At 58.4% G+C, this 13,679-nt stretch carries 17 protein-coding genes; 16 read left to right on the top strand and 1 reads right to left on the bottom strand.

The window, feature by feature from the left end:
* Nucleotides 1–90: 90 nt before the first annotated feature.
* A complete protein-coding gene (locus AC4ANK_RS22030) occupies nucleotides 91–630 on the top strand; it encodes a glycine zipper 2TM domain-containing protein (protein WP_002552471.1) in 540 nt (179 codons plus the stop codon).
* Between the two features lie 66 nt (nucleotides 631–696).
* Here the strand turns inward: AC4ANK_RS22030 and suhB are convergent, their stop codons facing one another.
* Nucleotides 697–1,512, bottom strand: coding sequence for a type III secretion system regulator SuhB (gene suhB / locus AC4ANK_RS22025; RefSeq protein WP_002552472.1), 816 nt, complete (start codon nucleotides 1,510–1,512; stop codon nucleotides 697–699).
* 215 nt (nucleotides 1,513–1,727) lie between these two features.
* On the opposite strand from suhB, the gene trmJ reads away from it, so the two are divergent.
* The 15 genes from trmJ to ispG all read left to right on the top strand — a co-directional run bounded on the left by trmJ (nucleotide 1,728) and on the right by ispG (nucleotide 13,658).
* On the top strand, nucleotides 1,728–2,501 hold the full coding sequence (gene trmJ / locus AC4ANK_RS22020; protein WP_005734184.1) for a tRNA (cytosine(32)/uridine(32)-2'-O)-methyltransferase TrmJ: 774 nt from the start codon (nucleotides 1,728–1,730) through the stop codon (nucleotides 2,499–2,501).
* Nucleotides 2,501–3,277: a serine O-acetyltransferase gene (gene cysE, locus AC4ANK_RS22015; protein ID WP_002552473.1), complete on the top strand. Its 777-nt coding sequence runs from the start codon at nucleotides 2,501–2,503 to the stop codon at nucleotides 3,275–3,277. The genes trmJ and cysE overlap by 1 nt, the downstream gene beginning before the upstream one ends.
* A 158-nt stretch (nucleotides 3,278–3,435) precedes the next feature.
* The gene (gene iscR, locus AC4ANK_RS22010) at nucleotides 3,436–3,927 is read left to right on the top strand and encodes a Fe-S cluster assembly transcriptional regulator IscR (RefSeq protein WP_002552474.1); all 492 of its coding nucleotides are present in this window, start codon (nucleotides 3,436–3,438) and stop codon (nucleotides 3,925–3,927) included.
* Between the two features lie 44 nt (nucleotides 3,928–3,971).
* Nucleotides 3,972–5,186: an IscS subfamily cysteine desulfurase gene (locus AC4ANK_RS22005; protein ID WP_002552475.1), complete on the top strand. Its 1,215-nt coding sequence runs from the start codon at nucleotides 3,972–3,974 to the stop codon at nucleotides 5,184–5,186.
* Between the two features lie 81 nt (nucleotides 5,187–5,267).
* Nucleotides 5,268–5,654, top strand: a complete 387-nt coding sequence (gene iscU, locus AC4ANK_RS22000) for a Fe-S cluster assembly scaffold IscU (protein WP_002552476.1) — start codon at nucleotides 5,268–5,270, stop codon at nucleotides 5,652–5,654.
* Between the two features lie 75 nt (nucleotides 5,655–5,729).
* Complete coding sequence (iscA, locus tag AC4ANK_RS21995) at nucleotides 5,730–6,053, top strand: iron-sulfur cluster assembly protein IscA (protein WP_002552477.1); 324 nt, start codon at nucleotides 5,730–5,732, stop codon at nucleotides 6,051–6,053.
* 10 nt (nucleotides 6,054–6,063) lie between these two features.
* The gene (gene hscB, locus AC4ANK_RS21990) at nucleotides 6,064–6,585 is read left to right on the top strand and encodes a co-chaperone HscB (RefSeq protein WP_002552478.1); all 522 of its coding nucleotides are present in this window, start codon (nucleotides 6,064–6,066) and stop codon (nucleotides 6,583–6,585) included.
* A gap of 44 nt (nucleotides 6,586–6,629) precedes the next feature.
* Nucleotides 6,630–8,492, top strand: coding sequence for a Fe-S protein assembly chaperone HscA (gene hscA / locus AC4ANK_RS21985; RefSeq protein ID WP_002552479.1), 1,863 nt, complete (start codon nucleotides 6,630–6,632; stop codon nucleotides 8,490–8,492).
* A 3-nt stretch (nucleotides 8,493–8,495) separates the two neighbouring features.
* Nucleotides 8,496–8,837, top strand: coding sequence for an ISC system 2Fe-2S type ferredoxin (gene fdx, locus AC4ANK_RS21980; protein WP_002552480.1), 342 nt, complete (start codon nucleotides 8,496–8,498; stop codon nucleotides 8,835–8,837).
* A 14-nt stretch (nucleotides 8,838–8,851) separates the two neighbouring features.
* The gene (iscX, locus tag AC4ANK_RS21975; RefSeq protein ID WP_002552481.1) at nucleotides 8,852–9,052 is read left to right on the top strand and encodes a Fe-S cluster assembly protein IscX; all 201 of its coding nucleotides are present in this window, start codon (nucleotides 8,852–8,854) and stop codon (nucleotides 9,050–9,052) included.
* A 96-nt stretch (nucleotides 9,053–9,148) separates the two neighbouring features.
* Nucleotides 9,149–9,574 (top strand): nucleoside-diphosphate kinase, encoded by a 426-nt coding sequence (ndk, locus tag AC4ANK_RS21970; protein ID WP_002552482.1) that lies wholly within the window; start codon nucleotides 9,149–9,151, stop codon nucleotides 9,572–9,574.
* Nucleotides 9,575–9,607: 33 nt separating this feature from the next.
* Nucleotides 9,608–10,756 (top strand): dual-specificity RNA methyltransferase RlmN, encoded by a 1,149-nt coding sequence (gene rlmN / locus AC4ANK_RS21965; protein ID WP_002552483.1) that lies wholly within the window; start codon nucleotides 9,608–9,610, stop codon nucleotides 10,754–10,756.
* A gap of 26 nt (nucleotides 10,757–10,782) precedes the next feature.
* On the top strand, nucleotides 10,783–11,541 hold the full coding sequence (pilW, locus tag AC4ANK_RS21960) for a type IV pilus biogenesis/stability protein PilW (protein ID WP_002552484.1): 759 nt from the start codon (nucleotides 10,783–10,785) through the stop codon (nucleotides 11,539–11,541).
* On the top strand, nucleotides 11,541–12,545 hold the full coding sequence (locus AC4ANK_RS21955) for a RodZ domain-containing protein (protein ID WP_002552485.1): 1,005 nt from the start codon (nucleotides 11,541–11,543) through the stop codon (nucleotides 12,543–12,545). The genes pilW and AC4ANK_RS21955 overlap by 1 nt, the downstream gene beginning before the upstream one ends.
* 3 nt (nucleotides 12,546–12,548) lie before the next feature.
* Nucleotides 12,549–13,658 carry a flavodoxin-dependent (E)-4-hydroxy-3-methylbut-2-enyl-diphosphate synthase gene (ispG, locus tag AC4ANK_RS21950; RefSeq protein ID WP_031597363.1) on the top strand — a complete coding sequence of 370 codons (1,110 nt, stop codon included), beginning with the start codon at nucleotides 12,549–12,551 and terminating at the stop codon, nucleotides 13,656–13,658.
* The last annotated feature ends 21 nt before the right edge of the window (nucleotides 13,659–13,679 follow it).

The raw sequence follows: 13,679 nt of genomic DNA, 5'->3' as shown, positions 1-13,679 counted from the left end.
AGGCGCGAGTGCTGAACTCGCGCCTTTTTTTATGCTCCAAGGCTAGGCATTGCGCAGCCATGCTGCGTTTCGATTGGTCAGGAGGTTCAAGTGAACAAGTCTATGCTTGTTGGTGCTGTGTTAGGTGCTGCTGTCGTGACTGCTGGCGGCGCCGTTGCCACCTATAGCTTGGTCAAGGGTGGTCCTGAGTATGCGGATGTATTGGCAGTAGAGCCGATCAACCAGCAGATCAAAACCCCCCGTGAAGTTTGCAAGGACGTAACCGTTACTCGTCAGGCGCCGGTCAAGGACCAGCATCAGATCGTAGGTAGCGTTATTGGCGCGGTTGCCGGTGGTTTGCTGGGTAACCAGATCGGTGGCGGTAACGGCAAGAAGATCGCTACAGTCGCGGGTGCGGTAGGTGGTGGTTATGCGGGCAACAAGGTTCAGGAAGGCATGCAGGAGCGTGATACCTACACCACTACGCAGAACCGCTGCACGACGGTCAACGATGTGAGCGACAAGGTTGTGGGCTACAACGTCAAATACAAGTTGAACGAGAAAGTGGGTCAGGTTCGTATGGAACGTGATCCGGGCAGCCAGATTCCGGTCGACAAGAATGGTCAGCTGATATTGGGTCAGGCGCAGTAACGCCAGCCGCTGCGCTTTAGAAGACATAAAAAAACCGGCTTTCGCCGGTTTTTTTACGTCTGCAGCTTAGCGTTTGAGCGAAGGCGGCAGGTGCGGTGCGATTGCGGTCAGTACGGCCTTGAAGCATTTGGTGTTGCCGGCAACGATATGGCCTTTCTCGAGGAAGTCGTGACCGCCGGTGAAATCGCTGACCAGACCGCCTGCTTCCTGAATCAGCAGAGCGCCTGCTGCCATGTCCCATTCGGACAGGCCCGACTCCCAGAACGCATCGAAACGACCGGCAGCTACGTAAGCCAGATCGAGGCTTGCAGCGCCTGCGCGACGGATGCCGGCGGTCTGGCCTACCAGGCTGCGGAACATGCCCAGGTAGTTTTCGATGTTGTCCATCTGGTTGTCACGGAACGGGAAGCCGGTGCCCAGCAGTGCGCCTTCCAGGCTCTTGCGCTGGCTGACGCGCAGACGGCGACCGTTCAGGGCTGCGCCACGACCACGGCTGGCGGTGAATTCTTCCTGGCGGACCGGGTCGAGAACCACGGCGTGCTCAAGGCGGCCGCGGTATTTGCAGGCGATGCTGACGGCAAAGTGCGGAATGCCACGAACGAAGTTGGTGGTGCCGTCCAGTGGGTCGATGATCCACAGGTAGTCGGTGCCTTCGCCGCTGCCTTCGTGCAGGCCGCTTTCTTCGCCGAGAATGCCGTGAGTCGGGTAGGCCTTGCGCAGAGCGGTGATGATGCTTTGCTCGGCAGCTCGGTCGATCTCTGTGACGTAGTCTTTGGCTTCTTTTTCGTCAACCTTGATGGTATCCAGGCGCTCGATGGAGCGGAAAATCAATTCGCTGGCGCTGCGGGCGGCGCGCAGCGCGATATTCAGCATGGGCTGCATGGATAATTCACCTAAGGTTGTTAAAGAGAGCCGGGCATTCTATGGGCTGATTCGAATTATTTCCAGCCTTGCGTGGTTACGGTTGTCGGGTTCGTGTGGATTTTTTCATGTCGCAAGCGGTCAGTTCCGATCTTCCGGCCCGCACAGCTTCATAGCGTTAGTCGAACCGTTTCTGTAAGATTTGCCCCCCTAATTCGCGTCAGTGAGCGTTCGCTTTGTTGCAGAACATTCGTGTTGTCCTGGTCGGCACTACCCATCCCGGAAATATCGGCGGGGCCGCTCGCGCCATGAAAAACATGGGGCTTTCGCGTCTGGTGCTTGTCGATCCGCGCATCTTTCCTTCGCCTGATGCCGATGCGCGTGCGTCAGGCGCCACCGATATTCTTGAAAGTGCAAAGGTTGTTGCGACTCTTGAAGACGCGTTGGTCGGCTGTCGTCTGGTGCTCGGTACCAGTGCGCGTGATCGCAGTTTGCCGTGGCCGTTGCTCGATCCGCGCGCTTCCGGTGAAAAAGTCATCGAGCAGGCCGGAGAGGGCGCGGAAGTGGCGCTGGTTTTCGGTCGCGAGCACGCCGGCCTGACCAATGAAGAACTGCAGCGTTGCCACTTCCATGTGCACATCCCGTCGGACCCCGGGTTCAGCTCGCTGAACCTCGCCGCGGCTGTGCAGGTGCTCAGCTACGAAGTGCGCATGGCCTGGCTGGCGGCTTCGGCACACTCAGAGCAGGGCGAAACGCCCAAGGCAGTCTCGGCGCATAACGCCGAGCTGGCGACGATGGATGAGATGGAAGGCTTTTACACGCATCTTGAAGCCACGCTTGTGGCCATCGGTTTCCTTGATCCGGAAAAACCACGTCATCTGATGGCGCGACTGCGCAGGCTATACGGGCGTAGCGAGGTCGAGCGATCCGAACTGAGTATCCTGCGCGGTGTGCTCACCGAAACCCAGAAAGCCGCACGCGGTGAGCCCTACAAGCGGAAGGATCAGTAATGTTCAAGCGTCTGCGAGAAGACATTCAAAGCGTATTCCATCGTGACCCTGCTGCGCGCAACGCCTTTGAGGTGCTGACCTGCTATCCGGGCATGCATGCCATCTGGCTGCACCGCTTTGCGCACATTCTGTGGCGCAACGGCTGGAAGTGGCTCGCGCGGCTGGTCTCCAATTTCGGTCGCTGGATGACCGGTATCGAGATCCACCCGGGGGCGCGCATTGGTCGCCGTTTTTTCATCGACCACGGCATGGGCATCGTGATCGGCGAAACCGCCGAGATCGGCAATGACGTAACGCTTTACCAGGGCGTGACCCTGGGCGGTACCAGCTGGAATGTCGGCAAGCGTCACCCGACGCTGGAAGATGGCGTAGTGGTCGGGGCGGGTGCCAAGGTGCTCGGGCCGTTCACAGTGGGTGCCGGTGCCAAGATTGGTTCCAACGCAGTGGTGACCAAGGCGGTGCCTGCGGGGGCAACTGCCGTGGGTATTCCGGGGCGCATCATCGTCAAGTCCGACGATGAAACCGAAGCCCGGCGCAAGGTCATGGCTGAAAAGCTCGGTTTCGACGCGTACGGCGTCAGCGCCGACATGCCGGACCCTATCGCTCGCGCCATTGGCCAGTTGCTCGACCATTTGCAGGCTGTCGACGGCCGTCTTGAGGGCATGTGCGATGCGCTCGGCAGGCTGGGCAGTGATTATTGCGCCAAAGACCTTCCCGAGCTGCGTGATGAAGTATTTGACTGCGTCAAGGATCGCCACGAAGACAAGGTTGGCTAGGCGACACGGCGGCGTGACGCGTGCCATTACGCCGCACCTTTGCTATGATGCAGCCCGCGCTTTTCGCTAATCCCGACTGTTTTACTTGGTCTAATAGTTGACTCTTTTACTCGGGAATAGCATACTCGCTGTCATTCCGAACCTCTGCGGTATACGCCATGCGACTGACTACTAAAGGCCGATACGCTGTAACAGCCATGCTTGACCTGGCGTTGCACGCGCAGAACGGGCCAGTGTCTCTGGCCGACATCTCCGAGCGGCAGGGTATTTCCCTGTCCTACCTCGAGCAGCTGTTCGCCAAGCTGCGTCGCGGCAATCTGGTTTCCAGTGTTCGTGGTCCAGGTGGTGGTTACCAGCTGTCGCGCGACATGAAAGGCATCCAGGTTGCTCAAGTCGTCGATGCAGTCAATGAATCGGTCGACGCCACGCGGTGTCAGGGTCTGGGCGATTGCCACGCTGGCGATACCTGCCTGACCCACCACTTGTGGTGTGACCTGAGCCAGCAGATTCACGAATTTCTAAGCGGTATCAGCTTGGCGGATCTTGTCACTCGCCGTGAGGTACAAGAAGTCGCTCAGCGCCAGGATATGCGCCGTGGTCATAACCACATGTCGCAACTGGGTAAGATCGAAACGTCCGCCGTCGAATGAACGCAGATGAATGAGCGGTGCGCCTGCCTGATAGGAGAGCTTCAATGAAATTGCCAATTTACCTCGACTACTCCGCGACGACCCCGGTCGATCCGCGTGTCGCGCAGAAAATGATCGATTGCCTGACCGTCGAAGGAAACTTCGGCAACCCGGCCTCGCGCTCCCACGTCTTTGGCTGGAAAGCCGAAGAAGCGGTCGAGAACGCTCGTCGTCAGGTCGCTGATCTGGTCAACGCCGATCCGCGCGAAATCGTCTGGACCTCGGGTGCCACTGAATCCAACAACCTGGCTATTAAAGGTGTTGCGCATTTCTACGCCAGCAAAGGCAAGCACCTGATCACGTCGAAGGTCGAACACAAGGCTGTCCTCGACACCACTCGCCAGCTGGAACGCGAAGGTTTCGAAGTTACCTACATCGAGCCAGGTGAAGACGGTCTGATCACGCCTGCCATGATTGAAGCGGCACTGCGCGACGACACCATCCTGGTTTCGATCATGCATGTGAACAACGAGATCGGCACCATCAACGATATCGCTGCGATCGGTGAACTGACCCGTTCGCGTGGCGTGCTGTTCCACGTTGACGGCGCGCAGTCGACCGGCAAGGTTGAAATCGATCTGACCAGCCTCAAGGTTGACCTCATGTCGTTCTCGGCGCACAAGACCTATGGTCCTAAAGGTATCGGCGCGCTCTACGTCAGCCGCAAGCCGCGTGTTCGCCTTGAAGCGACCATGCACGGCGGTGGTCACGAGCGTGGCATGCGTTCCGGCACCCTGGCGACCCACCAGATCGTCGGTATGGGCGAAGCATTCCGCATTGCCAAGGAAGAAATGGCTGCTGAAAACGTGCGCATCAAGGCACTCAGCGATCGTTTCTTCAAGCAGGTCGAAAATCTGGAAGAGCTGTACGTCAACGGCAGCCTGACTGCACGCGTACCGCACAACCTGAACCTGAGCTTCAACTACGTCGAAGGCGAGTCGCTGATCATGGCGCTCAAGGATCTGGCGGTATCGTCCGGTTCGGCCTGTACCTCGGCCTCGCTTGAGCCTTCGTATGTGCTGCGTGCCCTGGGTCGCAACGATGAGCTGGCGCACAGCTCGATTCGTTTCACCTTCGGCCGTTTCAGCACTGAAGAAGAAATCGATTACGCCGCGCAGAAGGTTTGCGAGGCTGTCACCCGGCTGCGCACACTTTCGCCGCTGTGGGACATGTTCAAAGACGGCGTCGACATCTCCAAGATCGAGTGGGCGGCGCACTAATTTAAAGTCGCCTCCAACACAGGTCATGTGCAATTGCGCGTGACCTGCAGAGCGGCTCCCTGATGTGAGAGGAATAGAATCATGGCTTACAGCGAAAAGGTCATCGACCACTACGAGAACCCACGTAACGTCGGCAAGATGAACGCGGAAGATCCTGATGTCGGCACCGGCATGGTCGGCGCTCCAGCGTGCGGCGACGTAATGCGTTTGCAGATCAAGGTCAACGAGCAGGGCGTTATCGAAGACGCCAAGTTCAAGACCTACGGCTGCGGTTCGGCCATTGCTTCCAGCTCGCTGGCGACCGAGTGGATGAAAGGCAAGACTCTGGATGAAGCAGAGACCATCAAGAACACTCAGCTGGCTGAAGAGCTGGCGCTGCCGCCGGTCAAGATTCACTGCTCGGTACTCGCTGAAGACGCCATCAAGGCCGCCGTTCGCGATTACAAGCAGAAGAAAGGTCTGCTGTAAGCAGGCAGGCTTTTCAAGAGAAGCTTGCAACAGAGTCAACTGCAACAGGCTAATGCAACAGGCTAAGGAGTTCCGATGGCTATCAGCATGACAGAAGCTGCCGCTAACCACGTACGACGTTCCCTTGAGGGACGCGGCAAGGGTGATGGCGTTCGTCTGGGTGTTCGCACCACAGGCTGTTCAGGTCTTGCCTATGTGCTTGAGTTCGTCGATGAGGCGGCTGGCGAAGACACTGTGTTTGAAATGCACGGCGTCAAGGTGATCATTGACCCGAAAAGTCTGGTCTATCTGGATGGCACCGAGCTCGACTTCGTGCGTGAAGGGTTGAATGAAGGCTTCAAGTTCAACAACCCCAACTCGCGCGGTGAGTGCGGCTGTGGCGAAAGCTTCAACGTCTGAGGCTTTTATTGTGGGTACTCCCTGTCACTTCGCCCTGTTCGATCTCAAGCCCGAGTTTCAGCTTGATCTTGACCAGCTGGCCACGCGCTACCGTGAGCTTGCGCGTAACGTGCATCCGGATCGCTTTGCGGATGCCCCCGAGCGTGAGCAGCGTGTGGCGCTGGAGCGCTCGGCCAGTCTCAACGAGGCCTATCAGACCCTGAAAAGCCCGCCGAAAAGGGCGCGCTACCTGCTGGCAATGAACGGCAACGAAGTGCCGCTCGAAGTCACGGTGCATGATCCCGAGTTTCTTCTGCAGCAGATGCAATTGCGCGAAGACCTCGAGGACTTGCAGGAAGAGGCTGATCTCGCCGGCGTTGCGACCTTCAAGCGTCAGCTCAAGGTCGCTCAGGACGAGCTGAACCAGAGCTTCGCGGCCTGTTGGAATGATGCTGCACAACGCGAGCACGCTGAAAAGCTGATGCGGCGTATGCAGTTTCTCGACAAGCTCTCTCACGAAGTGCGCCAGTTAGAAGAGCGCCTCGACGATTAACCCCGCGCGGCTTCGGCCGCGCGCCAGTGATTATTCTGAACAGCATGGCTTTACTGCAGATCGCCGAACCCGGCCTGAGTCCTCAACCGCACCAGCGTCGTCTGGCTGTGGGTATCGACCTGGGCACCACCAATTCTCTGGTTGCTGCAGTACGCAGCGGCCTGTCCGAACCGCTGGCCGATGCAGAGGGGCAGGTCATTCTGCCGTCTGCCGTGCGCTATCACGCTGATCGTGTCGAAGTAGGGCAGTCAGCGAAGATCGCCGCCTCCCAGGATCCGTTCAATACCGTTCTGTCAGTCAAGCGCCTCATGGGGCGCGGGCTGACTGACGTCAAGCAATTGGGCGAGCAACTGCCGTACCGGTTTGTTGGCGGTGAGTCGCACATGCCGTTCATCGACACCGTGCAGGGGCCGAAAAGTCCTGTTGAAGTGTCTGCCGACATTCTCAAGGTCCTGCGCGAACGCGCCGAGTCCACGCTGGGTGGCGAACTGGTGGGGGCGGTGATTACCGTGCCTGCTTATTTCGACGACTCTCAGCGCCAGGCGACCAAGGATGCCGCCAGACTTGCCGGCCTCAATGTGTTGCGCCTGCTTAATGAGCCAACGGCTGCTGCCGTTGCCTATGGTCTGGATCAGAAAGCCGAAGGCGTGGTTGCCATCTATGATCTGGGCGGCGGAACCTTCGACATCTCGATCCTGCGCCTGACCGGCGGTGTGTTTGAAGTACTGGCCACTGGCGGGGATACCGCTCTGGGTGGCGATGACTTCGATCATGCGATAGCCAACTGGATTGTCACTGATGCCGGTCTGTCTGCGGATATCGACCCTTCCGCGCAACGCAGCCTGCTGCAGGCTGCCTGCTCGGCCAAGGAAGCGCTGACTGACGCCGAGTCTGTCGAGGTCGCCTACGGTGACTGGCGTGGCACGCTGACCCGCGAGGCGCTCAATGCGCTGATCGAGCCTATGGTCGCGCGCAGTCTCAAGGCCTGTCGTCGTGCGGTGCGTGATACCGGTATCGAGCTTGAAGAAGTCGAGGCGGTGGTCATGGTCGGCGGTTCGACCCAAGTTCCACGCGTACGCGAAGCGGTGGCCGAGCTGTTCGGTCGTCAGCCATTGACCCAGATTGACCCGGATCAAGTGGTGGCCATCGGGGCTGCGATCCAGGCCGATACGCTGGCAGGCAACAAGCGTGACGGTGGCGAACTGCTATTGCTCGATGTGATTCCGCTCTCGCTGGGGCTGGAAACCATGGGCGGGCTGATGGAGAAGGTCATTCCGCGCAACACCACCATCCCTGTCGCGCGTGGTCAGGAATTCACCACGTACAAGGACGGCCAGACGGCCATGAAGATTCATGTTCTGCAGGGCGAGCGCGAGTTGATCAGTGACTGCCGTTCCCTTGCACGTTTCGAATTGCGCGGCATTCCGCCGATGGTCGCGGGTGCGGCAAAGATTCGTGTCACCTTCCAGGTTGATGCTGACGGTCTGCTCAGCGTTTCGGCGCGTGAAATGGGCTCGGGTATCGAGTCGAGCATTCAGGTCAAGCCTTCCTACGGGCTGACCGATGACGAAGTCACCCGCATGCTCAAGGACTCCTTCGAGTATGCCGGCGACGATAAGGTCGCTCGTGTGCTGCGCGAGCACCAGGTTGACGCCGAGCGCTTGCTCGAAGCGGTTCAAGGTGCCCTTGAGGCTGATGGTGAGCGTCTTCTCGACGAAGAAGAGCGCCTGGTCATCAACCTGCAGATGAACGAATTACGTGAATTGATGCAAGGCACCGATGGTTATGCCATCGAGCAGCAGACCAAGCGTCTGTCGCAGGTGACCGATGCATTTGCTGCCCGACGCCTCGATTCGACGGTAAAAGCCGCACTGGCCGGGCGCAACTTGAATGAGATTGAGGAATAACTGATGCCGCAGGTGATTTTTCTGCCCCACGCCGAGCATTGTCCGGACGGGCTGGTTGTAGAAGTGGAGCCGGGCACGTCTATTCTCGAGATTGCCCACGAGCACCACATCGAGATTGAAAGCGCCTGTGGTGGCGTGTGTGCCTGTACCACCTGTCACTGCGTCATTCGCGAAGGCTTCAATTCGCTCAATGAAGCGGACGAGCTGGAAGAAGACATGCTCGACAAAGCCTGGGGCCTGGAAGCGCAATCGCGTCTGTCCTGTCAGGCCATTGTCGGCAACGAAGACCTCACGGTCGAAATACCCAAGTATTCGCTCAACCACGCCGCTGAAGCGCCACACTGATTCAAGGATTGCTCATGAGTCTCAAATGGGTTGATGTGCAGGAAATCGCCATCCAGCTGGCTGAAAGCCACCCGGATGTCGATCCGCTGACTGTGAGTTTTCCCAGGCTGCGTAATCTGGTCATGGCCTTGCCCGAGTTCGATGACCACCCGGACCGTAGTGGGGAAAAGGTTCTCGAGGCGATCCAGGGGTTATGGATCGAAGAGGCCGATTGACGTTCAGTAACGTACGCAGTTAGGCAATACACCAGAACCCGCGTATAATTCGCGGGTTTAATTTTTCGCTTCAATCACTGCTTCTGGAGTTTCACCATGGCTGTTCAACGTACTTTCTCCATCATCAAGCCTGACGCCGTTGCCAAGAACGTAATCGGCGAGATCACCACTCGTTTCGAAAAAGCCGGTCTGCGCGTTGTCGCTTCCAAGCTGAAGCAACTGTCCAAGGCCGAAGCTGAAGGTTTCTACGCTGAGCACAGCGCTCGCGGTTTCTTCGGCGACCTGGTTGCCTTCATGATCTCCGGCCCGGTTGTCGTTCAGGTTCTGGAAGGTGAAAACGCTATCGCTCTGAACCGTGAGCTGATGGGCGCTACCAACCCTAAAGAAGCTGCTGCCGGCACCATCCGCGCTGATTTCGCTGACTCCATCGACGCCAACGCTGTTCATGGCTCCGATTCGGAAGCAGCCGCCGCTCGCGAAATCTCGTACTTCTTCGCAGCTACCGAAGTAACCGCTCGCTAAGTCATTTTTGACTGACGAGTGAAGGGTGAATTCATGATTGCATCGACTGGTAAAACCAACCTGCTGGGGCTGACTCAACAGGAAATGGAGAAATTCTTCGACTCTATCGGGGAGAAGCGCTTCCGTGCCGGTCAGGTCATGAAGTGGATTCACCACTTCGGCGTCGACGATTTCGACGCGATGACGAACGTCAGCAAGGCCCTGCGCGAAAAGCTCAAGGCCTGTGCCGAAGTTCGCGGTCCCGAAGTGGTCAGCGAGGACATCTCCAGCGACGGCACCCGTAAATGGGTGGTGCGCGTAGAGTCCGGCAGCTGTGTCGAGACCGTCTATATCCCGCAGGGCAAGCGTGGCACCTTGTGTGTTTCGTCCCAGGCGGGCTGTGCCCTGGATTGCAGTTTCTGCTCCACCGGCAAGCAAGGCTTCAACAGCAACCTCACCGCCGCCGAAGTCATCGGTCAGGTGTGGATTGCCAACAAATCCTTTGGCAGCGTACCGGCGACCGTCGACCGTGCCATCACCAACGTGGTGATGATGGGCATGGGTGAGCCGCTGCTGAACTTCGACAATGTCATTGCTGCCATGCATCTGATGATGGATGACCTGGGGTATGGCATTTCCAAGCGCCGGGTGACCTTGTCCACCTCCGGCGTGGTACCGATGATCGATGAGCTTTCCAAGCATATCGACGTTTCCCTGGCCTTGTCGCTGCACGCGCCGAACGATGCGCTGCGTAACCAGTTGGTGCCGATCAACAAGAAATACCCGCTGCAAATGCTCCTTGATTCCTGCCGCCGTTACATGTCCAGTCTGGGCGAAAAGCGTGTGCTCACCATTGAATACACCATGCTCAAGGACATCAACGACAAGGTTGAACACGCCGTCGAGATGATCGAGCTGCTCAAGGACACGCCTTGCAAGATCAACCTGATCCCGTTCAACCCGTTTCCGCACTCCGGTTACGAGCGTCCCAGCAATAACGCGATCCGTCGTTTTCAGGACCTGTTGCATCAGGCTGGTTATAACGTCACTGTGCGCACCACGCGCGGTGAAGACATTGATGCAGCATGCGGCCAGCTGGTCGGGCAGGTGATGGACCGTACACGCCGTAGTGAACGCTACATTGCTGTGCGTGAGTTGAGCGCCGAGGCCGAGACGGCCCCGGTTGCGGCGACTCGAACCTGACTGCCAACCTGATCGAGAGAGACTCCATGTCTGTGCGTGCCTCGCTGTTGCTATGTGTTGTCATGTTGCTGACGGCGTGCGTATCCACCGGCAACGTCAACCCGATGACAACGGCGCAGGGGCGCGAGGAAGCGCGCAGAGCGTACGTGCAGCTTGGGCTGGGTTACTTTCAGCAGGGGCAGACCGAGCGCGCCAAGGTTCCGCTGAAAAAGGCGCTCGAGCTCGACAGTTCCGACGCGCAGGCCAATGCCGCACTGGCGCTGGTGTTCCAGACCGAGATGGAGCCGGAGCTTGCAGAGCAGTACTTTCGCAAGGCGCTGGCTTCCAGTAACAACGAAACACGCATCGTCAATAATTACGGCAGTTTTCTGTTCGAACAAAAGCGTTACAAGGAAGCCTACGAGCGTTTTGAACAGGCCGCTGCCGACAACCTGTATCCTGAGCGGTCGCGAGTCTTTGAGAGCCTGGGCATGACTTCGCTGAAGCTGGGTAATCGCGAGCAGGCCCGTGAGCATTTTACCAAGGCGTTGCGCCTGGACCGCCAGTTGCCAAGGTCCTTGCTGGAAATGGCGCAGATATCCTACGAAGACAAGCAATATGTGCCGGCGCGTGATTATTACGACCGTTTTAGCCAACTCAGCGAGCAAAATGCACGTAGTCTATTGCTCGGTACACGCCTGGCGAAGATCTATGATGATCGTAACAAGGCGGCCAGTTTTGGTCTGCTGTTGAAAAGACTCTATCCCGGTACGCCGGAATATCAGCAATACCTGTCGGAGCAATGATGAAAGCGGCGCATCCCGAAGTTGTAGCAACCACCCGCGTGAACCCTGGAGAAACCCTGCGCCAGGTCCGCGAGAGCAGGAGCTGGTCGCTGCCAGATGTGGCTTTGAGACTGAACCTCACCGTGACCTCCCTGAGCAATCTGGAGAACGGACATTTTGAAAAGCTGCCTGGGCATACGTTTGCCCGGGGGTATGTACGCGCCTACGCCAAGCTGCTTGACCTCGATCAGGCGGCGCTGGTCGAACAGTTCGACCAGTTCACCGGCACCGATGGCAAGGGCAGTTCGGTCCACGCATTGGGCCGTATCGAAGAGCCGGTCAGGCTGTCACACAACATCCTGCGTATCGTCAGCCTGTTGTTGCTGGTGCTTCTGGTCGGTGGCGGTTTCTTCTGGTGGCAGGATCAGGCTTCTCTGCGTGGCAGGGACCAGTCCGGGCTGAACATGGAGCACGTCGAGGTCGAAAGCGCCGACGGCACCACTCAGATTCACCCGCTGGACGAGCCGGAAGAGCCCGCAGTGGCCGAAACGCCTAATGCCGGACAGACTTCGCTGCCGTTGAACACCGGTGCGCCTGCCAGTGAATCTCCGAGCGCGACGCCTGCTGCTCCTACTGCAGGTGTTACGAGTCATGCGCCTGCGCAGACACAGACACCGGCCGCCACTACGCCGCCTGCAAATGCTCCACAAGCGCCTGTTGCTGCGCCGACCGTACCGTCGATGCCGACCGCACCAGCCGAGCAGCCAGCGCCAGTCATGGCCGGGGCCGGTCAGATTACTGTGCAGTTCGTCGCCGATTGCTGGACCCAGGTCACTGACGGAAACGGCAAGGTGCTGGTCAGCGGCCTTAAGCGCAAGGGCGACAGCCTGGATGTCAGCGGCAAGCCGCCATTGACGCTGCGCCTGGGCTACGCACGCGGCGCGCAGGTCAGCTACAACGGTCAGCCTGTAGACGTGGCACCTTTTACCAGCGGCGAAACTGCTCGCCTGAAGCTAGGGCAATAAGTCATGCACGGCGAATCTCCAATCAAGCGTCGCGAATCCCGAAAAATATGGGTCGGTTCCGTACCGGTCGGCGGTGATGCGCCGATTGCCGTGCAGAGCATGACCAACAGCGATACCAACGATGTTGCGGCCACCGTCGCCCAGATCAACCGTCTGGAAGCTGCCGGTGTCGACATCGTGCGTGTTTCTGTACCGGACATGGACGCTGCCGAAGCCTTTGGTCGCATCAAGCAACTGGTCAAAGTGCCATTGGTCGCCGACATCCACTTCGACTATCGCATCGCCCTGCGTGTGGCGGAGCTGGACGTCGACTGTCTGCGTATCAACCCGGGCAATATCGGTCGTGAAGACCGGGTGCGGGCCGTGGTCGATGCTGCGCGTGATCGCGGTATTCCGATCCGCATCGGCGTCAACGCCGGGTCGCTGGAAAAAGACCTGCAGAAGAAGTACGGCGAGCCGACGCCAGAGGCGTTGGTGGAGTCTGCGTTGCGCCACGTCGAGCACCTGGAGCGCCTGAACTTTCAGGACTTCAAGGTCAGCGTCAAGGCGTCCGATGTGTTCATGGCCGTCGCAGCCTACCGCCTGCTGGCCAAACAGATCGTCCAGCCTCTGCATCTGGGTATCACCGAAGCTGGCGGCTTGCGTTCAGGCACGGTGAAATCGGCTGTCGGTCTTGGAATGCTGCTTGCCGAAGGAATTGGCGATACTATCCGCATCTCGCTGGCTGCTGATCCGGTCGAGGAAGTGAAAGTCGGGTACGACATCCTCAAATCGTTGCGCCTTCGTTCCCGTGGTATCAACTTCATCGCCTGCCCGAGCTGCTCGCGGCAGAACTTCGATGTGGTCAAGACCATGAACGAGCTTGAAGGTCGCCTTGAAGATTTGCTGGTGCCGCTTGATGTCGCAGTGATCGGTTGTGTAGTCAACGGTCCGGGCGAGGCCAAGGAAGCGCATATCGGCCTGACTGGTGGTACGCCGAACCTGATTTACATCGACGGCAAGCCTGCGCAGAAACTGACCAACGACAATCTCGTGGACGAGCTTGAACGCTTGATTCGCGAGAAAGCGGCTGAAAAGGCCGAAGCTGACGCATCTGTCATCGTGCGCGGCTAACCAGGATTGCTAAGGATTTTC

Source organism: Pseudomonas sp. Pmew2 (genome assembly GCF_058129885.1).
This window is presented reverse-complemented; position numbering and strand designations above follow the sequence as displayed.

What these genes read in the sequence shown, in the direction of transcription:
- suhB (WP_002552472.1), bottom strand. Translation starts at nt 1,512, where the DNA reads ATGCAGCCCATGCTGAATATCGCGCTGCGCGCCGCCCGCAGCGCCAGC.
- cysE (WP_002552473.1), top strand. Translation starts at nt 2,501, where the DNA reads ATGTTCAAGCGTCTGCGAGAAGACATTCAAAGCGTATTCCATCGTGAC.
- iscR (WP_002552474.1), top strand. Translation starts at nt 3,436, where the DNA reads ATGCGACTGACTACTAAAGGCCGATACGCTGTAACAGCCATGCTTGAC.
- AC4ANK_RS22005 (WP_002552475.1), top strand. Translation starts at nt 3,972, where the DNA reads ATGAAATTGCCAATTTACCTCGACTACTCCGCGACGACCCCGGTCGAT.
- iscU (WP_002552476.1), top strand. Translation starts at nt 5,268, where the DNA reads ATGGCTTACAGCGAAAAGGTCATCGACCACTACGAGAACCCACGTAAC.
- iscA (WP_002552477.1), top strand. Translation starts at nt 5,730, where the DNA reads ATGGCTATCAGCATGACAGAAGCTGCCGCTAACCACGTACGACGTTCC.
- hscA (WP_002552479.1), top strand. Translation starts at nt 6,630, where the DNA reads ATGGCTTTACTGCAGATCGCCGAACCCGGCCTGAGTCCTCAACCGCAC.
- fdx (WP_002552480.1), top strand. Translation starts at nt 8,496, where the DNA reads ATGCCGCAGGTGATTTTTCTGCCCCACGCCGAGCATTGTCCGGACGGG.
- iscX (WP_002552481.1), top strand. Translation starts at nt 8,852, where the DNA reads ATGAGTCTCAAATGGGTTGATGTGCAGGAAATCGCCATCCAGCTGGCT.
- ndk (WP_002552482.1), top strand. Translation starts at nt 9,149, where the DNA reads ATGGCTGTTCAACGTACTTTCTCCATCATCAAGCCTGACGCCGTTGCC.
- rlmN (WP_002552483.1), top strand. Translation starts at nt 9,608, where the DNA reads ATGATTGCATCGACTGGTAAAACCAACCTGCTGGGGCTGACTCAACAG.
- pilW (WP_002552484.1), top strand. Translation starts at nt 10,783, where the DNA reads ATGTCTGTGCGTGCCTCGCTGTTGCTATGTGTTGTCATGTTGCTGACG.
- AC4ANK_RS21955 (WP_002552485.1), top strand. Translation starts at nt 11,541, where the DNA reads ATGAAAGCGGCGCATCCCGAAGTTGTAGCAACCACCCGCGTGAACCCT.
- ispG (WP_031597363.1), top strand. Translation starts at nt 12,549, where the DNA reads ATGCACGGCGAATCTCCAATCAAGCGTCGCGAATCCCGAAAAATATGG.